The following is a 25346-nucleotide window of genomic DNA, read 5'->3' as shown; positions in this document are numbered from 1 at the left end:
CGGGCCCGCGCCACGCTACGCAACAACGACACGGAGGGTGTTCGATGTTCGCTGTGGTTCCAGATCCCATTCCCGCGCGCATGCGCGGGCTCAACCGCGCCGAAGTGTGCGACGTCAATTTCCTGGAGGCGGTGCGCGGCTGGCGGGGCACGCCACGGCCACGGCCCGCGCCGCACGCGCCGATCCTGCCAGGCAGCACGCTCAGCGCGGCGGCCTTTGCCGACCTGTTCGATTCGCAGCTGGCCAGCCGCCAGCTGGACCTGATGGCACGCGTGCTGCGCGTGCAGAACAAGGTCTTCTACACCATCGGCTCGTCCGGACACGAGGGCAATGCGCTGTTGGCGCGGGCCTGCCGGCACACCGATCCTGCGTTCCTGCACTACCGCTCCGGCGCCTTCATGGCCGAGCGCGCGCGGCAGGTGCCGGGCATGGATCCGGTGCGCGACGCGGCACTGTCGTTCGCCGCCAGCGCCGACGATCCTGCCAGCGGAGGCCGTCACAAGGTGTGGGGCAGCCGGCCGCTGTGGGTGCTGCCACAGACCTCGACGATCGCCTCGCATCTGCCCAAGGCGCTGGGCACTGCGTTGGCCATCGAGAGCGGCAAGCGCCTGGGCCAGCCGTTGCCGATTCCGGCCGACAGCATCGTGGTCTGTTCCTTCGGCGACGCCTCGGCCAATCACGCCACCGCACAGACGGCGTTCAACACCGCCATGTGGTCGGCCTACCAGAAACTGCCGGCGCCCATCCTGTTCGTCTGCGAGGACAATGGCCTGGGCATTTCGGTGAAAACACCGGAGGGATGGATCGCCGAGCGCTTTGGCGTCCAGCCGGGACTGGACTACTTCTTCGCTGACGGGCTGGATCTGGCCAGCGGCCACGCGCAGGTGCAGGCCGCGGTCGAGCATTGCCGGACGACCCGCAGGCCGACCTTCCTGCACCTGCGCACCACGCGGCTGATGGGGCATGCCGGTACCGATTTCGAGGTGGAGTGGCGCGCGTTGCCGGAGCTGTGTGCGGCGGAGGCGCAGGATCCGCTGCTGCGCTCGGCGCAGATCGCGATGGAGTCGGGCTGGATGGATGCCGCGGCCGTCGAGGCGGCCTATGAAGCGATGCGTGTGCGCTGCATGGCGGCCGCCGCCGACGCCGAGCGCCAGCCGAAGCTGCAGTCCCTTGAGCAGGTGATGGCACCGCTGGCGCCCTATACACCTGCAGCGGTGCACGCCGAGGCCCGGCGCGCGGTCGCGGACGAGGCGCGACTGTCGCTGTATGGCGGCGCCGACGCATTGCCGGAGCGGCAACCGCCGCGTCATCTGGCCATCCAGATCAATCACGGACTGCAGGAACTGCTGTGCAAGTATCCGCAAAGCCTGTTGTTCGGCGAGGATGTGGCGCAGAAGGGAGGCGTGTACACCTTGACCCGCGACCTGCTGCGTCGTTTCGGCCCGCGTCGGGTGTTCAACACGCTGCTGGACGAGACCATGATCCTGGGCATGGCGCAGGGGCTGGCCAACATGGGCATGCTGCCGATCCCCGAGATCCAGTACCTGGCCTACCTGCACAATGCCATCGACCAGATACGTGGCGAGGCGTGTTCGCTGCAGTTCTTCTCCAATGACCAGTTCCGCAACCCGATGCTGGTGCGGGTGGCAGGGCTGGGCTACCAGAAGGGATTCGGTGGCCATTTCCACAACGACAATTCGATCACCGCCCTGCGCGACATTCCCGGCCTGGTGGTGGGCTGTCCCTCGCGTGGCGACGACGCCGTGATGATGCTGCGCACGTTGGCGGCGCTGGCCCGGGTGGATGGCCGCGTGGCGGTGTTCCTGGAGCCGATCGCGCTGTACATGAGCAAGGACCTGCACGAGCCGGGTGACGGCCAGTGGCTGTTCGACTACCCGCAACAGGGACAGGCGCTGCTGCCGGGGGAGGGCCGGGTGTATGCCCCCGAGGCGCAGGATCTGGTGATCTACACCTATGGCAATGGCGTGCCGATGGCGCTGCGTGCCGCGCGGGTGATCGACCAGCAGCTCGGGTGGCAGGTGAGGGTGGTTGACCTGCGCTGGCTGGTGCCGCTGGACGGCGGATTCATTGCCACCCAGGCGGCCACGGCGCGGCGCGTGCTGGTGCTGGACGAGGGGCGTCACAGCGGTGGCGTGGGCGAGGGGGTGGTCACGGCCCTGGTCGAGGCCGGCTTCGGTCACCTGCCGCTGCGTCGGGTCTGCGGCGCCGATACCTATACGCCGCTGGCGGGGGCAGCAATGTTCGGGCTTCCAAGCGACAATGCGGTGATTGGCGCCGCCCTCGACCTGGCGCAGGAACCCTGATGCATGTGTGGATTGGCGGGAATGCTGTTGCCGGCACCGATGGTGCCGGCCGAGGAACTGCAGGCACAGGCCCTGGCCATGGGCCAGGCGCTGCACCATCGCGGGCCGGATGATGGTGGCACCTGGGTCGATGCCGCTGCCGGGATCGCACTGGCGCACCGCCGGCTGAGCATCCTCGATCTGTCCCCGCTGGGCCACCAGCCGATGGCATCGTCCGACGGCCGCTATGTGATGGCCTACAACGGCGAGGTCTACAACTTCGCGGCCCTGCGCGCGGAGCTGGAGCCGCTGGGCCATGCGTTCCGTGGCCACTCCGATACCGAGGTGCTGCTGGCTGCGATCCTGCAGTGGGGCCTGGAAGACACCCTGCAGCGCTGCAACGGCATGTTCGCCATCGCTCTGTGGGACCGCAGCGAGCAGTGCCTCTGGCTGGCCCGCGACCGGGTCGGCAAGAAGCCGCTGTACTACGGCTGGGCCGGTGACGCGCTGGTGTTCGGTTCCGAGCTGAAGGCACTGTGGCAGCATCCAGCGTTCGATAACGATATCGATCGGGATGCGTTGACGCTGCTGTTGCGGCTGGATTACATCCCGGCGCCGCACAGCATCCATCAGCGCTGCTACAAGCTGATGCCCGGCCGGGTGCTGCGGGTGGATGCGGCGATGGTTGCCGCCGGAGCCGGCGCGCACCGGCCGGAGCAGGCGCAGCGTCCGTACTGGGACGCGCGTGCGCGCATGCAGGCCGCACTGGCCGCACCCTTCCAGGGCCGCATCGAGGAGGCCGAGGAGCAGCTTGATGCCCTGCTGCGCGACGCCGTGGCGTTGCGCATGGTCGCGGACGTGCCCGTCGGCGTGTTCCTGTCCGGGGGGACCGATTCGTCGCTGGTGGCGGCGCTGATGCAGGCGCAGAGCAGGCAGCCGGTGCACAGCTTCAGCATCGGCTTCCAGGATTCAAGCCACGATGAGGCACCGCTGGCCAGGGAACTGGCCGCGCATCTGGGCTGCGACCACACCGAGCTCTACGTCAGCGGGGCCGACGCACTGGCGGTGGTGCCGCAGTTGCCGACGATGTTCGACGAGCCTTTTGCCGATGCCTCGCAGGTGCCGACCGCGCTGGTGGCCCGGCTGGCAAGGCAGGGGGTGACCGTGGCCTTGTCCGGCGATGGTGGCGATGAGCTGTTCTTCGGCTACACCCGCTACGTGCGCGCGCTGCGCAACTGGCAGATGCTGGGTCGCGTGCCGGGCCCGCTGCGGCGCTGGATGGGTGCCCGCGCGCAGCAGCAGGGCGAGGCATCGCGCACGGGAGGCCTGGCGGCGCTGCTGGCCGAAACCGGCGCCCGCGGCATCGGCGATGTATACCGCAACCGCATTTCGCGCTGGCGTGACCCGGCGGCGGTGGTGCCCGGTGCGCAGCCGGCTGGCAGCTTCTATGACCTGGCCGATCCGCTGCACGGCGCGGGCACGCCGGCAGACGCGATGATGCTGGCCGATTTCGTGACCTACCTGCCTGATGACCTGCTGTGCAAGGTCGACCGCACTTCGATGGCGGTCAGCCTGGAGGCGCGTGCGCCGTTGCTGGACTGGCGGGTGGCCGAGTTCGCCTGGTCGCTGCCGCTGGGCTTCAAGCGCAGTGAAACGACCAGCAAGGTCCTGCTCAAGCGCGTGCTGGGCCGATACGTCCCGCACGCGATGGTGCACCGGCCCAAGCGTGGTTTCGGTGCGCCTGTCAGCGACTGGCTGAAGGGCGACCTGCGGCCGTGGGCCGACGATCTGCTGCAGCCTTCGCGGCTGGAACGCGAAGGCGTGCTGTCGGCGGCCGCGGTGCAGCCGCTGTGGCAGCAGTTCCTTGGCGGCCAGCGCAAGTGGCACACGCATCTGTGGAACGTGCTGATGTTCCAGGCATGGCAGGCCCACTGGCGCCAGGTCCGGGCCAGCATCAGCGGCTGACCTTCACTGCCTGGAAAGGGGACGGTGAATAGGATGGGTTTCCCGCACCATGAGGAGTCCGTCCGATGTCCGTACCCACCATCGCCGTGTTCGTCGGAAGCCTGCGCCGGGAGTCATGCAACCGCCGGCTGGCCCATGCACTTGAAAAGCTTGCCGGCGACCGGGCCCGGTTCCAGTACGTGCAGATCCGCGACCTTCCCCTGTATGACCAGGATTTCGACGCCGATTACCCGCCATCGTGTGTCCGCCTGAAGGAGCAGGTGCGTGCCGCCGACGCCGTGCTGTTCGTGACACCCGAATACAACCGTTCGGTGCCGGGCGTGCTGAAGAACGCCATCGACATCGGCTCGCGCCCCTATGGCGACAGCGCATTCGCAGGCAAGCCCGCTGCGGTGATCGGTGCGTCCATCGGCCAGATCGGCACCGCGGTGGCCCAGCAGCACCTGCGCAACAGCCTGGCCTTCCTCGACATGCATGTGCTCGGCCAGCCGGAGGCGTTCATTCATTTCAAGGACGGCCTGATCGACGCCGACGGTACGATCCACAACGACGCCACGCGGGAATTCCTGCAGGGGTATGTGGACCGGTTCCTGGCGCTGATCGCGGTGCACGTGAAGGGCGATTGAGACGTATGGGGTCAGAGCCCTCTGCGTTGCAGAGGGATCCGACCCCAGCCACATCCGGGGTCGGATCCCGGCGCGCAGCGGCGGGCTCTGACCCCACTTGCAGCTGAGCGGGCCAGAGCCCGTACGCTGCACGGAATCCGACCCTGGCCGGCTGATCTGCGATAATGACGCACTCGGGCGTCGCACGGGCGCCCGTCGCAGGCAGTGCGACGCCTCCGCGCCATTCTGGCCAGGCTCCGGCGGATATCCCCCGTTCTTCCACGGCTTATCCACAGGCTTGTCCATGGCCGCCAGGGTCGGCGCATGCCTACACTCGTCTGGCCCCACTTTTGCAGGAAACACCGCCGCATGTCCGCCCGTCCCGGCTTCCGTTCCAACCGCAGAGACCGCGGTGATGGCTTCGAACGCGATGATTCGCGCATCGACCAGCTGCGGGTGCCACCGCATTCGGTGGAGGCCGAGCAGGCGGTGCTGGGTGGCCTGATGCTGGCACCCGAAGCGTTCGACCGGGTCAACGACCAGCTGACCGAGACCGACTTCTATCGCCGCGATCATCAGATGATCTACCGCGCGATCCGAGAGCTGTCCGAGCGTGACCGACCCTTCGATGCGGTGACGCTGGGCGAATGGTTCGAATCGCAGGGCAAGCTGGAGCTGGTAGGGGATGGCGCTTATCTGATCGAACTGGCCAGCACCACGCCGTCGGCGGCGAACATCGCGGCCTACGCCGAGATCGTACGTGACAAGGCGGTGCTGCGGCAGCTGATCCAGGTCGGTACCGACATCGTCAACGATGGTTTCCAGCCGGAAGGCCGCGACAGCAGCGAGCTGCTGGCGTCGGCGGAAAAGAGCGTGTTCGCCATTGCCGAGCAGGGCGCACGCGGGCGTACGGATTTCGTCGCCATGCCCGGCGCGCTGAAGGATGCCTTCGAGGAACTGCGCAACCGCTTCGAGAACGGCGGCAACATCACCGGCCTGCCAACCGGCTACAACGATTTCGACGCGATGACGGCCGGCCTGCAGCCGACCGACCTGATCATCCTGGCCGCGCGCCCGGCGATGGGCAAGACCACCTTCGCGCTGAACATCGCCGAGTATGCGGCGATCAAGTCGAAGAAGGGCGTGGCGGTGTTCTCGATGGAAATGTCCGCATCACAGCTGGCGATGCGACTGATCTCCTCCAATGGCCGGATCAACGCGCAGCGCCTGCGTACCGGCCAGCTGGAAGACGAGGACTGGAGCCGCGTCACCAGCGCGATCAAGATGCTGAAGGAAACCAAGATCTTCATCGACGACACGCCGGGCGTATCGCCGGAAGTGCTGCGCTCGAAGTGCCGCCGCCTCAAGCGCGAGCACGACCTGGGCCTGATCGTGATCGATTACCTGCAGCTGATGAGCGTGCCCGGCAACAGCGAGAACCGCGCGACAGAAATCTCGGAGATCTCGCGTTCGCTGAAGGGCCTGGCCAAGGAGCTGAACGTGCCGGTGATCGCACTTTCCCAGCTCAACCGCTCGCTGGAAACGCGTACCGACAAGCGCCCGGTGATGGCTGACCTGCGCGAATCGGGCGCCATCGAGCAGGACGCGGACATGATCGTGTTCATCTACCGCGACGACTACTACAACAAGGAAAACTCACCGGACAAGGGCCTGGCCGAAATCATCATCGGCAAGCACCGTGGCGGCCCGACCGGTTCGTGCAAACTGAAGTTCTTCGGCGAGTACACGCGTTTCGACAATCTGGCCCACGATTCGGTCGGTTCGTTCGAGTAGGGCTGCCGGCCGCGGGCCGGCGATCTCCTTCTGTTCTGCAAGAGCCGGGCGCGTGCCCGGCTCTTTGCGTTGGTGCGCGCGCAAGGCGCGTACCTTGCCGGGCGATGGTCACATGACGTGTAACTGACATGTAACTGGGCCTTCCTACCATGCCGCCGCTGTCCTCCCACTTCCGACGCCCGTCGCTGGCGTCCAGCGCGTCCAAGGAATCCGCCTCCCATGCCGTCCCACGCTCCGCTCCGCCGCAATCTGCTGGCTCTGCTGGTCTGTGCCTCGCTGCCGTCGCTGGCGGCCGCTGAAACCGCCCCCACCTCCGATACACAGTCGGCGACCACCCTCGATTCGATCTCGGTGATCGGCCGCGGCGAAGCGCGCCAGGTGCAGCGTGTCACCGCCGAGGACATGAAGGTGCTGCCGCCGGGCGCGAATCCGCTCAAGCTGCTGGCCAGCAAGCCGGGCGTGCATTTCGAGTCGGGTGACGCCACCGGTGCCTACGAGTGGTCGACCAGCATCAGCCTGCGCGGCTTCAACCAGAACCGGCTTGGCTACACGCTGGACGGCATTCCGCTGGGCAACATGAGCTACGGCAACAGCAATGGCCTGCATGTCAGCCGCGCGGTCATCAGCGAGAACCTGGGCGGTGCGGAAGTCTCCACCGGCATCGGCGCGCTGGGGACGCCGTCCACCAGCAACCTGGGGGGCGTGTTCCAGTTCTATTCGATCGATCCTTCCACCGAGTACGGCGTGGTGCTGGCGCAGGGCTTCGGCAGCGACAACGCGCGGCGCAGCTATGCCCGCCTGGAGACCGGCGAGCACCAAGGGTTTGCCGCGTACCTGTCCGGCGTGTACTCCGAAGGCGACAAGTGGAAGGGGAAGGGCTCGCAGGAGCTCAAGCAGTTCAACGGCAAGGCCGTTTACAACTTCGGCGTGGACAGCAGGATCACCGCGCTGTTCAACGCATCACGCCGCGTCGAGGCGGACTACCAGGATCTGTCGCTGGAGATGATCGACCGCCTGGGCTGGAACTGGGACAACTACGCGCCGGACTGGGACCGCGCGCTGGCCGCGGCACGCGGGCAGTTCAGTGGCGGCGTCAACAGCCCCTGGGATGCGTACTACTCCGGTCATGGCCTGCGCAACGACGATATCTCCAGCGTCGCCGGCGACTTCGGCCTCAACGAAGCGATGCGCCTGAAGGTCAATGTCTACAATCACAGCAATCGCGGGCAGGGCCACTGGTTCAGTCCGTCCAATCCTTCCAATCCGGGCACCGCGCGCGAGATCCCGATCTCGATCCGCACCACCGAGTACGCGATCGACCGTACAGGCGTGACCTCCGCGTTCACCTGGAACGTCGGCGGGCACGAGCTGGAAGCCGGCCTGTGGTACGAGGACAACGGGCACAGCGTGCAGCGCAACTTCTACTACATCGATGGCCCGATCACCGACGACTTCTTCCTGCGCAATCCGGACCAGCGCGTGTGGCGCCAGCTCTACACCACCATCACCCGCCAGTTCTATGTGCAGGACCGCTTCCGCCTGTTCGACGACCGCCTGACGGTGGACATCGGCGCGAAGTCGCCGCACACCCGCACCCGCGTCCGCACGCCGCTGGGCAGCTATGCCAACAACAGCAGCCTGACCTCCAGCAAGGGACTGCTGCCGCAGGCCGGCTTCAATTTCAAGCTCAACGAAGGCAATGAAATCTTCGGTTCGTTCGCCAGGAACATCGCCGCCTATGCGCTGGGCGTGGGCAGTCCGTTCAACGTGCCGCAGCAGGCCTTCGACGCCAGTGCACGCAACCTCAAGCCGGAGCAGTCGCGCACGATCGAACTGGGCTGGCGCGGCTACGGGCAGGGGTATGAGGCGTCGGTCGCGGTGTACGACGTGAAGTTCGACAACCGCCTGCTTGCCATCGCCCAGTGCGTGGGCATCCTCGGCTGCCCTGCGTTGTTCTCCAACGTCGGTTCGGTGACCAGCCGCGGTGCCGAGGCGACCCTGCAGCTGAAGCCGGTGCAGAACGTGACCTGGTCCAACGCGCTGTCGTGGAACGACAGCACCTACGACGACGACTACGTCAACAACGAGGTGGTACCGACCCGCGGCAGGAAGACCGTGGATACGCCGGAATGGATGTTCGCCAGCACCCTGGCCTGGACGCCGGGCCCGTGGGACATGCGCCTGTCCGCCAACCATGTCGGCAAGCGTTACGTGACCTATACCAATGACCTGTCGGTTCCCAGTTACTGGCTGGTCAACGCCTCGGTGGCTTACGATTTCGGCTCCCTGGGGCCCGCGCAGAACCTGACAGTGGCAGTGAACCTGACCAACCTGGCGGACAAGCGTTACCTGTCTTCGATCAACACCAACGGCACCTATGCCGCAGATCCCACGCGCAGCCTGGCGACCATGCAGGTGGGTGCGCCGCGGCAGGTGATGGCGACGGCGACCGTGCGCTTCTGATGCAGCGGCCCTTGGATCCGGAGCACCGTCGCCGCCTGCTGCGCATGGCGTGGCAGGGCACGGGGGCGGCGATCGCACTGGCGGCGATGCCGGGGCTGGCCACGGCAGGCCCACGGCCACGTCTGGGCCGCGATCCGTTCACCCTCGGCGTCGCCGCCGGCGATCCGGATCCGCAGGGGGCGGTGCTGTGGACACGGCTCGCCCCCGATCCGCTCAACGGCGGTGGCATGCCGCCGCGGGCGGTGCCGGTGCGCTGGTTCGTGGCTGAAGATCCCGGCATGCGCCGTCCGGTGCAGCGTGGCGTCGCCGCAGCGGTGCCCGAGCTGGCGCATTCGGTGCACGTGGAGATCAATGGCCTTCGTCCCGGCCGTGACTATTACTACCGTTTTGCCTGCGACGGTGATGAGGAAAGCACGGTCGGCCACTTCCGCACCGCGCCGCTGCCGGACGCGCAGCTGAAGCAGCTGCGCCTGGCCCTGTGCACCTGCCAGGCCTGGAACAGCGGCTACTACCCGGTACTGCGTGATATCGCGCGGAGCGATGTCGACCTGGTGCTGCATGCCGGCGACTATCTGTACGAGTACAGTCCACTGCAGAACGCACGCGGCCGCACACTGGATGCGGAGCGATTCAGCGGCGAGACCGTCAGTCTGCAGCGTTATCGCGACCAGTACGCGCTGTACAAGCTCGATCCGGACCTGCAGGCAGCGCACGCCGCGCACGCCTTTGCGGTGATCTGGGATGACCATGAGGTGCAGAACGACTATTCCGGCGTCCATCCTGAAAAGGACAGCGTGCCGGTGGAGGACTTCATCGTCCGGCGGGCCGCTGCCTATCGCGCCTTCTACGAGCACCTGCCCATGCGCAGCGCTCCGGCCGGCAATGGTGGCCTGCGGGTGCACCGGCGCCTGCGCTACGGCGACCTCGCGCAGCTGAGCCTGCTCGATTGCCGCCAGTTCCGTCCGGCCAACCCCTGCGGCGTGGGCGAGTCACCGCGCTGCGAGGCGGCACTGGACCCGCGCATGAGCATGCTCGGGTCCGGCCAGGAGGCGTGGTTCGCGCAGTCGATGGCGGCCGCGCGGGGCACGCGCTGGAATGTGGTGGTGCAGCAGCTGCTGATGGCGCAGCTGCGGCTGGACGGCGGCACCCCGCGCGAGCGGTTCTGGAACGATGCCTGGGATGGGTATCCTGCCGCGCGCAACCGGTTGCTGCAGGCGCTGCAGGCAGGCGGGCAGGGCAATGCGATCGTGCTGGGAGGCGACTGGCATTCCACGTTCGTCAACGATCTGAAGCTGGACTTCGATGCGGCCGATGCTCCCGTGGTGGCCACCGAGTTCATCGCCCCCGCCATCAGCAGTGGCGGAGACGACACACCGTATGGCCCTTACTACGGACCGTCGATTCCCCTGAATCCGCACATCCGCTATTTCGACGGCGACCGCCGTGGCTGGTGGAGGCTGCAGCTCAACCGGCAGGCCGTGGATGCGGAACTGCGCTTGGCCGACAGCGTGCTGCGTACCGATGCCGCGGTGCGGACCGCCGCGCGTTTCCAGGTCGCCCACGGCCGCCCGGGGGCGGTGCAGGTATAGCGGCTGCGTTCCGGGTTTCGTCGCGCCCTGCCGGGTTTCGTCGCAAACCGTTTGCTCCCTCCGGGGCAGGGCGGCACTGTGGTCGCAGGCGGCAAGGGGCCGCTGCAAGGAGACCGTGATGAAGACCCTGTTCGCGCTGGGCGTGTGGTGCCTGCTGTTCGTGCTGTGCTGGCCGTTGGCGATCCTTGCCCTGATCGCCTGGCCGTTCGTGTGGCTGCTGAGCCTGCCGTTCCGCCTGGTCGGCATCACGTTCTCGGCGCTGTTCGCGTTCCTGCGCGCGCTGTTCATGCTGCCGGCACGCCTGCTGGGTGGCGGCCGCGGTCCGGTGGCTGCGTGATGACGCCGGCCATCGCGGTACTGGTATTGGCGCTCGCGGCGCCGGCCCCTGCCACGCCCGCGACACCACCGTCCGCCTGGCTGGAACGCCAGCAGACCGCCGCTGCCGACGAAGCGGATGCTGCGGCGGCCAAGCTCGCCAAGCCTGACAGGCCCAAGGAACGCTGCAGGGTGGTGAAGGAATGGAAGGTGGGTGAAACCGTGGTGCAGCATCGCATCTGTGACGATGCACCGGAGCCGCCTGCTGGAAAGGTGTAGCGCCGGGCCCATGCTCGGCTCCACATCAGAAGGCCAAACAAAAAAACCCCGCCGAGGCGGGGTTTTCCTGTCATGCCACCGGGCCGATCAATTGGCCTTGTGGATGGCGCGCTTGCTGACCGCCATCGCCGCGTCGTGGACCACTTCCGACAGCGACGGGTGGGCGTGGCAGATACGGGCCAGATCATCGGCCGAACCACTGAACTCCATGGTCAGCACGCCTTCGTGCACCAGCTCGGACACGTTGGCGCCGACCAGGTGCATGCCGAGGATGCGATCGGTCTCGGCATGCGCCAGGATCTTCACGAAACCTGCCGGCTCGATCATTGCCACGGCACGGCCGTTGGCGGCGAACGGGAAGCTGCCGGCCTTGTACGGGATGCCTTCGGCCTTCAGCTGTGCTTCGGTCTTGCCCACCCAGGCCAGTTCCGGCTCGGTGTAGATGACCCACGGAATCGTGTCGAAGTTGACGTGGCCCGGCAGGCCGGCGATCAGTTCGGCCACGGCGATGCCTTCCTCGAAGCCCTTGTGCGCCAGCATCGGGCCGCGCACGCAGTCGCCCACCGCCCAGACGCCATCGACGCCGGTGTGGCAATGCGCATCAACTTCGATCTGGCCACGCTCGTTGACCTTCACGCCGGTGCCTTCGGCCAGCAGGCCCTTGGTGGCAGCGCGACGGCCGACGGCCACCAGCAGCTTGTCCACGGTCAGGGTCTTCTCGCCTTCGCTGTCGGTGTAGGTGACAACGACTTCCTTCTTCTTGCCCTTGCCAGTGATCTCGGTCTTGGAGACCTTGGCGCCCAGGCGGATGTCCAGGCCCTGCTTCTTGAATTCCTTGGCCGCGGTCTTGGCGACTTCGGCGTCGGCGACGGCCAGGAACTCCGGCAGCGCCTCGAGGATGGTGACTTCAGCGCCCAGGCGCTTCCACACGCTGCCCAGCTCCAGACCGATCACGCCGGCGCCGATCACCGCCAGGCGGTTCGGCACTTCGGTGAAGTCCAGGCCGCCGACGTTGTCGACGATGGTCTCGCCGTCGAACTTGGCGAACGGCAGTTCGATCGAATCCGAACCGGCGGCGATGATGACGTTGGTGCCCTTCAGCTCGACTTCCGAGCCGTCGTGCTGCTTCACCTTGACCACGTTGCCCGGCTGCAGTTCGCCGAAGCCGTAGTAGGTGGCGACCTTGTTGGCCTTGAACAGCATGGCGATGCCGCCGGTGAACTGCTTGACGATCTTGTCCTTGCGGCCAACCATCGCCTCGACGTCCATCTTGGCGTCCTTGAAGCTGATGCCGTGGTCGCCAAAGATGTGGCTCATGTTCCAGAACTGGCGCGAGGAATCCAGCAGCGCCTTGGACGGGATGCAGCCCACGCGCAGGCAGGTGCCGCCCAGCGCCGGCTTGCCATCCTTGCCCAGCGCTGCGTCGATGCAGGCGGTCTTCAGGCCCAGCTGGGCCGCGCGGATGGCAGCGTGGTAACCGGCCGGGCCCGCACCGATGACGACGACGTCGAATTGTTCAGCCATTGAATTAGTCCTTGATGCTTTACCGGAACCCCCTTCCGCGCGGGCGCGGAAGAGGGCGGGAGGTCTTACAGGCCGAACAGCATGCGGCCCGGGTTTTCCAGCTGGTTCTTGATGTCCACCAGGAACTGCACCGAGTCCTTGCCGTCGATGATGCGGTGGTCGTAGGACAGCGCCAGGTACATCATCGGCGCGATCACGACCTGGCCGTTCTGGGCGATCGGACGCTCCTTGATGGCGTGCATGCCCAGGATGGCGCTCTGCGGCGGGTTGATGATCGGCGTGGACAGCAGCGAGCCGAAGGTGCCGCCGTTGGTCACGGTGAAGGTGCCGCCCTGCAGTTCTTCCAGGCTCAGCTTGCCGTCACGGGCCTTCTTGGCGTAGTCGGCGATGGTCTTCTCGATGTCAGCGAACGACATGCGCTCGACGTTGCGCAGCACCGGGGTCACCAGGCCCTTCTCGGTCGACACGGCGATGGAGATGTCCGAGTAGCCGTGGTAGATGATGTCGTCACCATCGATCGACGCGTTGACCAGCGGGAAGCGCTGCAGCGCGTTGGCGGCGGCCTTCACGAAGAAGCTCATGAAGCCCAGCTTGATGCCGTGGGCCTTGACGAACTCGTCCTGCAGTTCCTTGCGCGCGGCCGACACCTTGGACAGGTCGACTTCGTTGAAGGTGGTCAGCATGGCGGTGGAGTTCTTGGACTCCATCAGGCGTTCGGCGATGCGCTTGCGGATGCGGGTCATCGGCACGCGTTCTTCCGGACGTGCGCCACCGGCCTTGCCGGCGCCGCCGTTGCGGGCGAAGTTGACGATGTCTTCCTTGGTCACCGCGCCGCGACGGCCGGTGCCGTCCACGTCGGCCGGGTTCACGCCCTCGGTGATGGCGGTGAAGCGGGCACCCGGCGGCAGCGCATCGGCGGCCGACTTGGCTGCCGGGGCCGGAGCCGCGGCGGGAGCCGGAGCAGCGGCTGCGGCCGGAGCCGGGGCATCGGCCTTCTTCTCTTCAGCGGCCGGAGCCGGGGCAGCCGCCACGGCGCCTTCCTCGATGATCGCCACGACCTGGCTGGAGGTCACGGTGGCGCCCACGTCGAACTTGATCTCCTTCAGCACGCCATCGACCGGCGACGGCACTTCCAGGACGACCTTGTCGGTTTCCAGGTCAAGCAGGTTTTCGTCGCGCTTGACGGCGTCGCCCACCTTCTTGTGCCAGGTGGCGATGGTGCCGTCGGCGACGGATTCGGGCAGTACCGGGGCTTTGACTTCGGTGGCCATGCGGGAGCTTCCTGGTTTGTCTTCTAAATAAGGGGGAGGAGAGTTATTCAGCGACCTGGTCGTTGAACGGGTTGACCAGTGCGTCGGCAATCAGCTGCTGCTGCTCGCGGACATGGTCAGCCATGTGACCGGCAGCCGGCGACGCCGAACGTGCGCGACCGGCGTAATGCAGGTTCTGGCCCTCGGCCAGGCAGAACTGCAGGTGGTGGCGGATCTGGTACCACGCGCCCTGGTTCTGCGGTTCTTCCTGCGTCCACACCACGTCGGTGGCCTTGCCATACTTCTTCAGTTCGGCAGCCAGCAGCGCACGCGGGAACGGATACAGCTGCTCCACGCGGATGATCGCCACGTCGTCCTGGCCACGCTTGGTCTGGTCTTCCAGCAGGTCGTAGTAGACCTTGCCCGAGCACAGCACCACGCGCTTGACCTTCTTGGCGTCGGCATTGGCATCGCCGATCAGGTGCTGGAACTCGCCGTTGGCCAGCTCATCCAGGGTCGACACCGCCAGCTTGTGGCGCAGCAGCGACTTCGGCGACATCACCACCAGCGGCTTGCGGGTGGTCATGTGCAGCTGGCGACGCAGCATGTGGAAGGCCTGGGCAGGGGTCGACGGCACGACCACCAGCATGTTCTCCAGCGCGCACAGCTGCAGGAAGCGCTCCAGGCGCGCCGAGCTGTGTTCCGGGCCTTGCCCTTCATAGCCATGCGGCAGCAGCAGGGTCAGGCCGGAAATGCGGCCCCACTTGGCTTCACCGGCGGCGATGAACTGATCGATCACCACCTGGGCGCCGTTGGCGAAGTCGCCGAACTGGCCTTCCCAGATGCACAGCGTGTTCGGATCGGTGGTGGAGAAGCCGTACTCGTAGGCCATCACCGCTTCTTCGCTCAGCAGCGAATCGATGACGGTGGCCTTCTCCGGCGAATCCACCAGCTGCCGCAGCGGCATGTAGTAGTTGTCGGTCTTCTGATCGTGCAGGATCGCGTGGCGGTGCGTGAACGTACCGCGGCCGACGTCCTGGCCGACCAGGCGCAGTGCATGGCCTTCGTCCAGCAGGGTGGCGTAGGCCAGGTTTTCGGCAAAGCCCCAGTCGCCCGGAATCTCGCCAGCGGCCATCTTGCGGCGGTCGTCGTAGACCTTGGCCACGCGCGAGTGCAGCTGCACTTCGTCCGGGATGGTGTTGATCAGCTTGGCCAGCTCGACCAGCTTGTTCTTCTCGACCTTGGTCGAGACCGGGTCGGACAGCTTGCCTTCCAGCAGCTTCGGCCAATCAACGAACAGCGGGCTGCTCGGCGGAGTCTTCTCGACCTTGGCCAGTTCGGTGGTCACTTCGCCGGCGTCCAGCTTCTCGCGGTAGGCATCGACCATCGCCTTGCCGGCGCCGGCGGCGATCACGCCCGCCTTTTCCAACTGCTCGGCATACATCTCGCGGGTGGTCGGGTGCTTGCGGATCACCTGGTACATCAGCGGCTGGGTGATCGCCGGCTCGTCGGCCTCGTTGTGGCCCCAACGGCGGTAGCACATCAGGTCGATGACCACGTCCTTGGCGAACTTCTGGCGGAATTCGAAGGCCAGCTGCGCGGCGAACACGACCGCTTCCGGATCATCGCCGTTCACGTGCAGCACCGGTGCGGCAATCATCTTCGCCACGTCGGTGGCATAGCGCGTGGAGCGCGTATCCAGCGGATTGGAGGTGGTGAAGCCGACCTGGTTGTTGACCACGATGTGCACGGTGCCGCCGACGGCGAAGCCGCGGGCCTGCGACATCTGGAACAGTTCCATGACCACGCCCTGGCCGGAGAAGGCCGCGTCGCCGTGGATCAGGATCGGCATGACCTGCTTGCGGGCGGTGTCCTTGCGGCGCTCCTGGCGCGAACGCACGGAACCGGCCACGACCGGGTCGGCGATTTCAAGGTGCGACGGGTTGAACGCCAGCGCCAGGTGGACCGGGCCACCCTCGGTGGCCACGTCGGCGGAGAAGCCCATGTGGTACTTCACGTCGCCGGCCGAGGCGTGCTCGTCGTGCTCGAACTTGCCTTCGAACTCGTCGAACAGCTTGCGCGGGTTCTTGCCCAGGGTGTTGACCAGCACGTTCAGGCGGCCGCGGTGGGCCATGCCGATCACCACGTCCTTGACGCCGTCCTTGCCGGCGCTGCGGATGATGGTGTCCATCATCGGGATCAGCGCATCGCCGCCTTCCAGCGAGAAGCGCTTCTGGCCGACGTACTTGGTGTGCAGGTAGCGCTCCAGGCCTTCGGCCGCGGTCAGGCGCTCCAGGGTGCGGCGCTGGGTGTCAGCGTCCAGCTGGTAGTTGCCGCCGGCCAGTTCCAGCTTCTTGTAGATCCACTGGCGCTGCTCGACCTCGGCGATGTGCATGAACTCCGCACCGATCGAACCGGTGTAGGTCGCCTTAAGGCGCGCCAGCAGATCGCGCAGCTTCATGCGCGGCTGGCCGCCGACGCCACCGGTGCTGAACTCGCTGTTGAGGTCGGCATCGGACAGGCTGTGGAACGGCAGGCCCAGGTCCGGCGTATTGACCGGCGCAGCCAGGCCCAGCGGGTCCAGGCGGGCGTCCAGGTGGCCGCGCGAGCGGTAGGCGGTGATCAGACGACCGACATTGCGCTCACGCTCGTCGCCCGCACCTGCGCCGGTGCCGGCCTTCAGCGCATCCTTGGCCGCGTCCGCGATGTGGGAAATGACGGCCGAGTGCGGAATGTCACCTGCTTCGCGGCCCTTGAAGCCGTCGAAGTAGGTCTTCCATTTGGGATCGACACTGTCCGGGGAGACGAGGTACTGCTCGTACAGGTCCTCGACATAGGAGGCGTTGCCGCCGGCGAGTTGCGAAGATTGCGCAAACTGCTTCAGTAGATTGTCCACGATGGAGGGTGTTGATTCGCTTTGTGGGGTATGGCTTAAGAAGGACCCGGCAGGAAGATGAATAGCCCTGCGCAGGCGCGTTCAAACAGCCAAATTGTACCCCCATCCGGACACGAAGGGGCATCGCGGAGGCCATCGTGCGTCCCCCGGTGCCGCTTCCAGACAGGTTGAACCCGACCGTCGCGCTCAGAGGCCAAGCGCGCGGAGTTCGCTGCAATCGCGCGAACGGTCCCAGACGCGCTGCAATTGCTGCTCGAACTGCCGCGAACGTGCCGGCAGCGCGATGCCGGCCTCGCCGTCGAGGCGATGGCCGATCAGACGAAAGTAGAAGTCGCCCCTGTCATTGATCAGGCAGGCGGACGCCAGTGCCCGGTCGACCGGATCGGCCACCTCGCGGAACAGGATCACGCTGGGCAGCCGCTGTGCCATCGCCAGCAGCGGCGCGCCGGCACGGCCAATGGCTGCCGCGTCATGCACGATCACCCGCAGCTGCTTGTCGTGGCGGGCACTGGCGAAGCGGCGCAGGGCGGCCTGTACCGGGCCGGCATCGAGCAGGCCCGGGTCCAGCAGGTGGCTGTGCAGCCATACCTGGCGACGGGCACGGTGGAGGAGGGCGGTGGTGGCGGCCACGGCCTCGGCGTGGCTGTTGATCGCGCTGGCCGCGTCCAGCCGGCGGCGCATCTGCTGGTGCCCCAGGCCGGCCTCCTCGAAGACCTCGCCCTCAGGCAGGAAGCCCTGCCGCGCGTAGAAGTCGCGGGCGGGCAGCTGTGCGTGCAGATGCAGCTCGGCCAGGCCGAGGCCATGGCCGGCCTCGACCAGGGCCTCGAGCAGGGCTTCACCGATGCCCTGGCTGCGGTGGCTCGCCAGCACCGCCATGCGGCCGACGCGGCCATCAGGTGTGAGCCGGCCAGTGCCGACCGGCGTGCCGTCGGCATCCAGCGCCAGTACGTGGGCACTGACCGGGTCCATCGCGTCGCGCTCCAGGTCGCTGGCAATGCCCTGTTCCCGCACGAACACCTGCTGGCGCACAGCGTGGATGGCGCCATGCGCATCGGCATGACCTACCTGATGGACGCGGATCGAGGGCATGACTCAGGCGCGACCGGCGTCGCTGTCGTCTTCTTCGTCGTCTTCGAAGTTGACGATGACCTCGATGCCATCGTCATGCACGGTCACCACGTGGACATCGTCGGACACGGCGTCGTCATCGATCACCTCCACCTGGTCGCGGCCTTCGACCACCTCACCGAGGACGCCTTCATCCTCGCCCTCGTCGTCGGCGCCATACAGCTCGCTGGGGTCGATCAGCTGGAACACGCCGCCGACCAGCAGCTGCTGGACCACCGCGCGGCCCTTGTCCGACAGTCCGCGATAGGCGGCCGCGTCGAGCTGCTCGGCACCGGCCAGGCGCTGCGCATCCTTCACCGGCAGCGCGAAGTCCTGGCCGCTGACGTACAGGCTGGCGCCCCGCTTGGCCCGGCGCCAGGCCAGGCGGGCCCAGGGGTGGCGTTGCAGCAGAAGGCCGGACTGCAGGGCGGCGACCACCTCTTCCTGTTCCGGCGCGGCCTGGTGGGCCATCACTTCGCCGGCGGCGCGGTAGGTGGTGATGAAGCGGCCGAACCAGTCGCCCAGCTTGTCCGGGTCGTTCATGCGGATGGCGTTGAGGGCGGTGATCACCCGTGCCATCGCCACCGTGTCGATCTCGTTCGGATCGGCCGGCAGCTTCAGGTCGGGGTCCTGGTAGCGGATGTTCTCGTCGGCATCGGCGATCAGGGTGTCCAGGTAGTCACTGATGAGTTCGGCCGAGGACGGCGCGCGCATGCCGAAGGAGAACGTCAGGCAGGGGTCTTCGGCGACGCCATGGTGCGGTACGTTCGGCGGCAGGTACAGCATGTCGCCCGGCGCCAGCACCCAGTCGTGGGTGGGCTTGAACACCTCCAGCAGCTTCAGTTCCACGTCCGGACGGAACCCCAGCGGCGGGCGCCGGCCCTTGATCGACTCGCTGGCGTCGATCTGCCAGCGACGATGGCCCTGGGCCTGCAGCAGGAACACGTCGTACTGGTCGACGTGGGCACCGACCGAGCCGCCGGTGGCGGCGAAGCTGATCATGACGTCGTCCATGCGCCAGCGCGGGAGGAAGCGGAAGTGCTCGATCAGCGCGCGCACGTCCGGGTCCCACTTGTCCACGTCCTGCACCAGCAGGGTCCAGTCGTGGTCGGGCAGGGCGGGGAATACGTCTTCCTGGAACGGGCCGGTACGTACGCGCCAGCCGTCCTGGCGCTTGTCGTGCTCGATCAGGCGTGCCAGCACGCCTTCTTCGCAGGCCAGCCCGGCCAGGTCTTCCGGCTGCACCGGAGACTGGAAATCAGCGAAGGCGTTGCGGATCAGCAGCGGACGCTTCTGCCAGAAATCGCGCAGGAACACGGCCGGGGACATGCCCAGCGGCTGGCCGGGACGGGCGGTGACTTCGATGAGCGGGGCGGAGGACTTGCGGGCGGCCATGGGGGAATCCTTGCAGCGGAAAGCGGGAGGGCGGCGCGGCGTGCCGCCAAGGCGTCCATTGTCCGACGTTCGTTGGGATTGCGCACGTGCGGTGGTTTGTCGCGGGGTGTCCGGCCAACGGCGGAGCCCCTCGTGGCGGGTGCTTGGTCGCGTGAAGGCAGAAAGCCGTGCCTGGCCGGGCGGGTGGGCTGCGCGGGGGACGCTGCAAGTACGTCCCTGTAAGCTTGGCCGCCGCATCCATGCGGCGGACACCCCCGCGCAGCCCACCCGCCCGGCCCCTGACAGTTTCCTGCGGGGTCCGCCACGGAATGGAAGAAGAAAATCAAGGGCAACAGCGGGTCGCGCGCTGCGCTTGCCCGGCCCTGCAGAATCCCAAAAACAAAGAGGGACGCGGCAAAGCCGCGTCCCTCCTTCACATTCCGTCCCGACAACAAATGCTCTTCGATCCGTCACCGGGAAGCTGTCAGAGGTGGGGCGGGTTGGGTTCGCGGGGGTGTCCGCGGCATGGATGCCGCGGCCAAGCCCCCAGGGATGGGTTCACGGCGTCCCCCGCGAACCCAATCCGCCCCGCCAAACACGGCAGAAACCCAGAGCCGCCTTTGACGTTGCCGTTGCCTGCCGCAGGCAGCGCCGCGGCCGCCGCCGCAGAGAAAACCCCTCAGATCTTCTTCGCCAGCGCCTCGGCCAGACCGGTATAGCTGCCCGGGGTCATCTCCAGCAGCCGCTGCTTCGCATCCGCCGGCAGCTCCAGCCCCTGTACGAACGCCCGCATCGACTCGGCGGTGATGCCCTGGCCGCGGGTCAGTGCCTTCAGTTGCTCGTACGGGTTCGGCAGGCCGTGACGGCGCATCACCGTCTGCACCGCTTCGGCCAGCACTTCCCACGCCGCATCCAGGTCGGCATCCAGGCGCTGCGGATTCACCTCCAGCTTGCCCAGTCCCTTGGCCAGCGAGTCCAGCGCCACCTGGCTGTGGCCGAAGGCGGTACCCAGCGCCCGCAACACGGTGGAGTCGGTCAGGTCGCGCTGCCAGCGGCTGATCGGCAGCTTCGCGCTGAAATGCTCGAACAGCGCGTTGGCGATGCCGAAGTTGCCTTCGGCATTTTCGAAATCGATCGGGTTGACCTTGTGCGGCATGGTCGACGAGCCGACTTCGCCTTCCTTCAGGCGCTGCTTGAAGTAGCCCAGCGAGATGTAGCCCCAGATGTCGCGGGCCAGGTCGATCAGGATGATGTTGGCGCGGCGGGCGGCATCGCCGATTTCGGCGACGTTGTCGTGCGGCTCGATCTGCGTGGTGTACGGGTTGAACACCAGGCCAAGCCCGGTCACGAAGCGTTCGGCGAAGGTCGGCCAGTCCACGTCCGGGTAGCTGGCGACGTGCGCGTTGTAGTTGCCGACCGCACCGTTGATCTTGCCGGTCAGCTCGACCGCGGCGATCTGGCGGCGCTGACGCTCCAGGCGCGCCACCACGTTCGCCAGCTCCTTGCCCAGGGTGGTCGGCGAAGCGGTCTGGCCGTGCGTACGCGACAGCATCGGCTGCGCGGCCTGGGCGTGGGCCAGGACACGCAGGGTGGCGGCGATGCCGTCGAGCGTCGGCAGCAGCACCTCGCGGCGCGCCTGCTCGAGCATCAGGCCGTAGCTGAGGTTGTTGATGTCCTCGCTGGTGCAGGCGAAATGCACGAACTCCAGTGCCGGCGCCAGCTCGGCGTCGTCCTTCAGCTGCTCCTTGATGAAGTACTCCACCGCCTTGACGTCATGGTTGGTGGTGCGCTCGATCTCCTTCACCCGGGCGGCATGGGCGGGGCTGAAACCGCTGGCCAGTGCGCGCAGACGGGCGGTGGCGGCTTCGGAGAACGCTGCAAGCTCGACGATGCCCGGCTCGGCGGCCAACGCCAGCAGCCACTCCACCTCGACCGTGACGCGGGCCTTGATCAGACCGTACTCGGAGAAGATCGGGCGCAGGGCATCGACCTTGCCGGCGTAGCGGCCATCGAGCGGGGACAGGGCGAGCAGGGCGGAATCGGACATGTCGGCAGGGCGGGAGCGAGCGGCGGGGCCGATATTCTACGACGCGTGGCCTTCGCATGCTTGGCAGCACCGGGCCACGCCGGGCGCAGGGAGGCTGCGCGCTGTCCTCGCCCGGCCGGGCCCGCCGCTCCCGATGGGCAACGGTGCCGCAGATGAAACGATCCGGCCCGCTTCCGTCATGCCATGCAACGGGCAAGAGAGTATCGTGATTACCGCCGCCAGCCCGGGAAGCGACACCCTGCCAGCCGCCGCTTCCCTTTCCCCAACTGAAGTAGTGCGGAGTCGATGCAATGAGCAAAGCTGCAAGCAAGGGTGCCTCCCGGGCGTTCCGGATCGAACACGACAGCATGGGCGAGCTGCAGGTGCCTGCCGACGCCCTGTGGGGCGCGCAGACCCAGCGCGCCGTGCAGAATTTCCCGGTGTCCGGCCAGCGCATGCCGCGCGGGTTCATCCGTGCGCTGGGTCTGGTCAAGGGCGCCGCTGCCGGCGTCAACGCCGAACTGGGCCACCTGCCCAGGAACGTGGCCAAGGCGATCCAGGCCGCCGCCGCGGAAGTGGCGGCGGGCGACTGGGACGCGCATTTCCCCATCGATGTCTACCAGACCGGTTCGGGTACGTCCTCGAACATGAATGCCAACGAGGTCATCGCGACCCTGGCCAACCGCGCCGGCAAGGCCGGCAAGACCACGGTCCATCCCAACGACCACGTCAACCAGGGGCAGAGCTCCAATGACGTGATCCCGACCGCGCTGCGCGTCTCGGCGGTGCTGGCGGCGCACGAACAGCTGCTGCCCGCGCTGGCGCATCTGCGCAGGACCATCGACAGGAAGGGCCGCAGCCTGCGCAAGGTGGTCAAGACCGGCCGTACCCACCTGATGGACGCCATGCCGCTGACCTTCGAGCAGGAGTTCGGTGCCTGGTCGGCACAGCTGGCATCGGCACAGGCGCGCATCGAGGACAGCCTCAAGCGCGTCCGCCGGCTGCCGCTGGGCGGCACCGCCATCGGTACCGGCATCAATGCCGATCCGCGTTTCGGCGCTCAGGTGGCCAAGGCCCTCAAGCAGCACTCGGGTTTCAAGTTCGACAGTGCCGACAACAAGTTTGAAGGCCTGGCCGCGCAGGACGATGCGGTGGAGCTGTCCGGCCAGCTCAATGCGCTGGCGGTGGCGCTGATCAAGATCGCCAACGATCTGCGCTGGATGAATGCCGGGCCGCTGGCGGGGCTGGGCGAGATCGAACTGCCGGCCCTGCAGCCGGGCAGCTCGATCATGCCGGGCAAGGTCAATCCGGTGATTCCGGAGGCGACGGTGATGGCCTGCGCGCAGGTGATCGGTCACCACACGGCGATCACGGTGGCCGGGCAGACCGGCAATTTCCAGCTCAATGTGACCCTGCCGCTGATCGCGGTGAACCTGCTCGAAGGCATCGGCCTGCTGGCCAACGTGTCGACGCTGCTGGCCGACAGCGCCATCGCAGGCCTGAAGGTGCGCGAGGATCGCGTGGCGGAGGCGCTGGCGCGCAACCCGATCCTGGTCACTGCGCTGAACCCGATCATCGGCTATGAGAAGGCCGCGGCAATCGCCAAGCGCGCCTACAAGGAACAGCGGCCGGTGCTGGAGGTGGCGCTGGAGGACAGCGGCCTGGGCGAAGCGGAACTGCGGCGCCTGCTGGATCCGACGGCGCTGACCGCTGGCGGCATCCATGCGGGAGGCGGTGGCGGCGGTTGATCTGCCGAGCAGGCTTGCCGGGCCAATGAGAAACGCCGCCCTCGGGCGGCGTTTGCGTTCAGCGACGGTCGGCGACGATGTTGCCGAAGGTCTCGGTGTAGTCCTTGAACTCGGGGATGCGCTGGATCAGGTCGCCTGGAATGACGTCCATGCCCTCCGGCGGCTGGATCTTCACCGGCTGCATGTTCGGATCGGCCGGGGCGGCCACCAGCGTGTTCTGGCGCAGTACCTGCAGCTTGCCGAACATCGTCTGCAGCATCTGTTTCTGCGCATCGTCCAGCGGAATCTGGATCTCGTCCATCTTCATCGTGCCGTCGGCCAGGATGATGATGTTCGGTGCCGGTGGACGGCGCACGGTCACCATGCCTTCGCTGACGGAGATCTTGGGCTTGCCACGCTCTGCGCGGTGGTTGCGGTAATCCTGGTCGCAGCCGGCCAGGCCCAGGCAGAACAGGGCAGCCAGCAGCAGAAACAGCTTCTTCATGACGATTCGATCGGGGGCATCCGGGGTGCCCATTGTAAGCCCGGTGGCGGCAGCGGGGACCCGCTGCCGGCCGGCTGCGCTGAAGTGTCTCAGTTGGAGAAGGTGACCGAGCTGTCCTTCCCGCAGTCGTCGACGTCGCTCTGGTCCATGCTGGCGTAGGGCTTGAAGGCCGGCAGTTCGCGGGCAAGCGCCTGCTGGCTGGCCAGCATCGCCGGCAGGCGGTCGCAGATGCGCTTGGCCTGCGCTTCGATCTTGGCGGCCTCGGCGTTGATCCGCTTCTCCACGCCTTCGCTGTCACCGCTGAAGATACCCTTGAGCGCTTCACCGGCAGCGCTGGCACCGAGCTTGGCACCGGCCAGGCCGACATTCATCCCGTCCGTCGCGATGGCGACCACGTGACCGCGGTACTCCAGCAGCTGGCGGCGCTGCGCGTCGTTGGTCGGCACATCCTTGCCGCCGATCAGCAGATGTCCATCCGGCGTGATCTCCGCGCGCGGCTGATTGTCGGCGGAGATCTTGATGTTGCCCTCAGTGATCTCCCTGCGGGCCTCATCCATGGCTTCCTGGACTTTTCTGCCAACGCCGCTGGAGGTTTCGGCGACGCTCTTGCCGACACTGGTGTCGGGCGCGGAAGACGTGCCACCGCAGGCGATCAGCGGCAGGCACAGCAGGGTGGCAGGCAGCAGGCGCATCAGGTTCATGGCATTCCCCTCGAATCGGTGGGTTGGGATTTACTTGTTGCGGGGCAGGGTGACCCTGCCGCTGACGTTGCGGTGCACGACGTCGCCGCTGCCGCTGTGATCGACGGTCAGGTTGCCGCGCACGCCATCGACGTCGATGTCGCCGGAGCCATGGCTGCGCACGTGCACATCGCCGCCGATGTCACCCAAGTCGATGCCCCCCGAGCCCACCACGCCGATCTGGACGCTGCCCTGCACGCGCTTGAAGTCGACGTCGCCCGATCCGACCGTGTCCAGGCGTGCGTTGCCACGCACGTCGCTGATCGTGAGGTCGCCGGAGCCGACCGTGCCGACGATCGCGTCGCCCCCGATGTTGCGCGCCTTGACGTCACCCGAGCCGAGCGACAGCAGGTTCAGTGCGCTGCCACCGTCGATCTCCAGGTCGCCGGAGCCGACGGAGGCATGGATGGTGCCGCGGGTGCCGCGCGCAACGGCGTCGCCGGAGCCGACATCCACGCTCAGTGACTGCGCGTTGTCGATGCTGGCATCGCCGGAGCCGACCTTGAACTGCAGCGGCAGGTTGTCCGGCACGCTGCCGCGGATGTCCAGCCAGGCGTAGAAGTTGCCCAGGTTCAGGCCGGCACGGCTTGCGCGGCGCAGGCTGACCACCAGCTTGTCGCCTTCCCGGCGCTGGTCCAGCACCAGCTGGTCCAGCAGATCCTGGCTGGACGCGCAGGCACGGCCGTCGAGCTGACCGCCTCCACTGCGGGCGGTCACCTTCAGATCGAACTGGTTCACCTCGAACACCACCGCCTTGGCACCGGCCGCGTCCAGCTTCAACGTGCGTGCAGCGGTGAACTTGCAGTTGGGTGCATCGGCGGCCAGGGCCGACAGCGGCATCAGCAACAACGCGGTACAGGCGAGCAGGGAACGCATGGGTGGTG

Annotated in this window: 18 protein-coding genes; 9 read left to right on the top strand and 9 right to left on the bottom strand. The window is 67.1% G+C overall.

The features are described 5' to 3' along the window. Positions 1-44 precede the first annotated feature (44 nt). The 8 genes from ACX9OW_RS08540 (at position 45) to ACX9OW_RS08505 (ending at position 11313) form a co-directional block, all read left to right on the top strand. Entirely contained in the window at positions 45-2324 is a 2280-nt protein-coding gene (locus tag ACX9OW_RS08540) for a thiamine pyrophosphate-dependent enzyme (protein ID WP_459062178.1), read from the top strand. 3 nt (positions 2325-2327) lie between these two features. Beyond that, a complete protein-coding gene (asnB, locus tag ACX9OW_RS08535) occupies positions 2328-4268 on the top strand; it encodes an asparagine synthase (glutamine-hydrolyzing) (protein ID WP_193396162.1) in 1941 nt (646 codons plus the stop codon). Positions 4269-4333: 65 nt separating this feature from the next. Beyond that, a complete protein-coding gene (locus tag ACX9OW_RS08530; protein WP_053515357.1) occupies positions 4334-4894 on the top strand; it encodes an NADPH-dependent FMN reductase in 561 nt (186 codons plus the stop codon). A 348-nt stretch (positions 4895-5242) separates the two neighbouring features. Continuing rightward, a complete protein-coding gene (locus ACX9OW_RS08525) occupies positions 5243-6667 on the top strand; it encodes a replicative DNA helicase (protein WP_053515359.1) in 1425 nt (474 codons plus the stop codon). Between the two features lie 219 nt (positions 6668-6886). Beyond that, positions 6887-9130 (top strand): TonB-dependent receptor family protein, encoded by a 2244-nt coding sequence (locus ACX9OW_RS08520; RefSeq protein WP_459062177.1) that lies wholly within the window; start codon positions 6887-6889, stop codon positions 9128-9130. After that, positions 9130-10719, top strand: coding sequence for an alkaline phosphatase D family protein (locus tag ACX9OW_RS08515; protein ID WP_459062176.1), 1590 nt, complete (start codon positions 9130-9132; stop codon positions 10717-10719). The genes ACX9OW_RS08520 and ACX9OW_RS08515 overlap by 1 nt, the downstream gene beginning before the upstream one ends. 118 nt (positions 10720-10837) lie before the next feature. Then, a complete protein-coding gene (locus ACX9OW_RS08510) occupies positions 10838-11056 on the top strand; it encodes a hypothetical protein (RefSeq protein ID WP_053515365.1) in 219 nt (72 codons plus the stop codon). After that, positions 11056-11313, top strand: coding sequence for a hypothetical protein (locus tag ACX9OW_RS08505; RefSeq protein WP_065175461.1), 258 nt, complete (start codon positions 11056-11058; stop codon positions 11311-11313). Before ACX9OW_RS08510 ends, ACX9OW_RS08505 begins: the two co-directional genes overlap by 1 nt. Before the next feature lie 87 nt (positions 11314-11400). On the opposite strand, the gene lpdA is transcribed toward ACX9OW_RS08505, so the two are convergent. The 6 genes from lpdA to purB form a co-directional block, all read right to left on the bottom strand. Then, positions 11401-12837 carry a dihydrolipoyl dehydrogenase gene (gene lpdA, locus ACX9OW_RS08500; RefSeq protein WP_053515369.1) on the bottom strand — a complete coding sequence of 479 codons (1437 nt, stop codon included), beginning with the start codon at positions 12835-12837 and terminating at the stop codon, positions 11401-11403. Positions 12838-12902: 65 nt separating this feature from the next. Beyond that, positions 12903-14108 carry a dihydrolipoyllysine-residue succinyltransferase gene (gene sucB, locus ACX9OW_RS08495; protein WP_065175459.1) on the bottom strand — a complete coding sequence of 402 codons (1206 nt, stop codon included), beginning with the start codon at positions 14106-14108 and terminating at the stop codon, positions 12903-12905. Between the two features lie 43 nt (positions 14109-14151). Continuing rightward, complete coding sequence (locus ACX9OW_RS08490) at positions 14152-16983, bottom strand: 2-oxoglutarate dehydrogenase E1 component (protein WP_053515372.1); 2832 nt, start codon at positions 16981-16983, stop codon at positions 14152-14154. Between the two features lie 186 nt (positions 16984-17169). Next, the gene (locus ACX9OW_RS08485; protein WP_459062175.1) at positions 17170-18072 is read right to left on the bottom strand and encodes a GNAT family N-acetyltransferase; all 903 of its coding nucleotides are present in this window, start codon (positions 18070-18072) and stop codon (positions 17170-17172) included. Positions 18073-18075: 3 nt separating this feature from the next. After that, entirely contained in the window at positions 18076-19485 is a 1410-nt protein-coding gene (locus ACX9OW_RS08480; protein WP_180875574.1) for a ribosomal protein uL16 3-hydroxylase, read from the bottom strand. Positions 19486-20143: 658 nt separating this feature from the next. Beyond that, positions 20144-21511: an adenylosuccinate lyase gene (gene purB / locus ACX9OW_RS08475; RefSeq protein WP_459062174.1), complete on the bottom strand. Its 1368-nt coding sequence runs from the start codon at positions 21509-21511 to the stop codon at positions 20144-20146. A 290-nt stretch (positions 21512-21801) separates the two neighbouring features. On the opposite strand from purB, the gene ACX9OW_RS08470 reads away from it, so the two are divergent. Next, positions 21802-23238 (top strand): class II fumarate hydratase, encoded by a 1437-nt coding sequence (locus tag ACX9OW_RS08470; RefSeq protein WP_065182914.1) that lies wholly within the window; start codon positions 21802-21804, stop codon positions 23236-23238. Positions 23239-23296: 58 nt separating this feature from the next. Here the strand turns inward: ACX9OW_RS08470 and ACX9OW_RS08465 are convergent, their stop codons facing one another. The 3 genes from ACX9OW_RS08465 to ACX9OW_RS08455 all read right to left on the bottom strand — a co-directional run bounded on the left by ACX9OW_RS08465 (position 23297) and on the right by ACX9OW_RS08455 (position 25338). Next, on the bottom strand, positions 23297-23722 hold the full coding sequence (locus ACX9OW_RS08465) for a hypothetical protein (protein WP_053515382.1): 426 nt from the start codon (positions 23720-23722) through the stop codon (positions 23297-23299). Positions 23723-23811: 89 nt separating this feature from the next. Further along, positions 23812-24423, bottom strand: a complete 612-nt coding sequence (locus ACX9OW_RS08460) for a YggN family protein (RefSeq protein WP_053515384.1) — start codon at positions 24421-24423, stop codon at positions 23812-23814. Between the two features lie 30 nt (positions 24424-24453). Then, positions 24454-25338 carry a DUF4097 family beta strand repeat-containing protein gene (locus tag ACX9OW_RS08455; protein WP_193396647.1) on the bottom strand — a complete coding sequence of 295 codons (885 nt, stop codon included), beginning with the start codon at positions 25336-25338 and terminating at the stop codon, positions 24454-24456. Positions 25339-25346: the final 8 nt, after the last annotated feature.

This window comes from Stenotrophomonas genospecies 5 (assembly GCF_054473825.1).
This window is presented reverse-complemented; position numbering and strand designations above follow the sequence as displayed.

What these genes read in the sequence shown, in the direction of transcription:
- ACX9OW_RS08465 (WP_053515382.1), bottom strand. Translation starts at nt 23,722, where the DNA reads ATGAAGAAGCTGTTTCTGCTGCTGGCTGCCCTGTTCTGCCTGGGCCTG.
- ACX9OW_RS08540 (WP_459062178.1), top strand. Translation starts at nt 45, where the DNA reads ATGTTCGCTGTGGTTCCAGATCCCATTCCCGCGCGCATGCGCGGGCTC.
- ACX9OW_RS08485 (WP_459062175.1), bottom strand. Translation starts at nt 18,072, where the DNA reads ATGCCCTCGATCCGCGTCCATCAGGTAGGTCATGCCGATGCGCATGGC.
- asnB (WP_193396162.1), top strand. Translation starts at nt 2,328, where the DNA reads ATGTGTGGATTGGCGGGAATGCTGTTGCCGGCACCGATGGTGCCGGCC.
- purB (WP_459062174.1), bottom strand. Translation starts at nt 21,511, where the DNA reads ATGTCCGATTCCGCCCTGCTCGCCCTGTCCCCGCTCGATGGCCGCTAC.
- ACX9OW_RS08505 (WP_065175461.1), top strand. Translation starts at nt 11,056, where the DNA reads ATGACGCCGGCCATCGCGGTACTGGTATTGGCGCTCGCGGCGCCGGCC.
- ACX9OW_RS08480 (WP_180875574.1), bottom strand. Translation starts at nt 19,485, where the DNA reads ATGGCCGCCCGCAAGTCCTCCGCCCCGCTCATCGAAGTCACCGCCCGT.
- ACX9OW_RS08515 (WP_459062176.1), top strand. Translation starts at nt 9,130, where the DNA reads ATGCAGCGGCCCTTGGATCCGGAGCACCGTCGCCGCCTGCTGCGCATG.
- sucB (WP_065175459.1), bottom strand. Translation starts at nt 14,108, where the DNA reads ATGGCCACCGAAGTCAAAGCCCCGGTACTGCCCGAATCCGTCGCCGAC.
- ACX9OW_RS08510 (WP_053515365.1), top strand. Translation starts at nt 10,838, where the DNA reads ATGAAGACCCTGTTCGCGCTGGGCGTGTGGTGCCTGCTGTTCGTGCTG.
- ACX9OW_RS08530 (WP_053515357.1), top strand. Translation starts at nt 4,334, where the DNA reads ATGTCCGTACCCACCATCGCCGTGTTCGTCGGAAGCCTGCGCCGGGAG.
- ACX9OW_RS08520 (WP_459062177.1), top strand. Translation starts at nt 6,887, where the DNA reads ATGCCGTCCCACGCTCCGCTCCGCCGCAATCTGCTGGCTCTGCTGGTC.
- ACX9OW_RS08460 (WP_053515384.1), bottom strand. Translation starts at nt 24,423, where the DNA reads ATGAACCTGATGCGCCTGCTGCCTGCCACCCTGCTGTGCCTGCCGCTG.
- lpdA (WP_053515369.1), bottom strand. Translation starts at nt 12,837, where the DNA reads ATGGCTGAACAATTCGACGTCGTCGTCATCGGTGCGGGCCCGGCCGGT.
- ACX9OW_RS08455 (WP_193396647.1), bottom strand. Translation starts at nt 25,338, where the DNA reads ATGCGTTCCCTGCTCGCCTGTACCGCGTTGTTGCTGATGCCGCTGTCG.
- ACX9OW_RS08470 (WP_065182914.1), top strand. Translation starts at nt 21,802, where the DNA reads ATGAGCAAAGCTGCAAGCAAGGGTGCCTCCCGGGCGTTCCGGATCGAA.
- ACX9OW_RS08525 (WP_053515359.1), top strand. Translation starts at nt 5,243, where the DNA reads ATGTCCGCCCGTCCCGGCTTCCGTTCCAACCGCAGAGACCGCGGTGAT.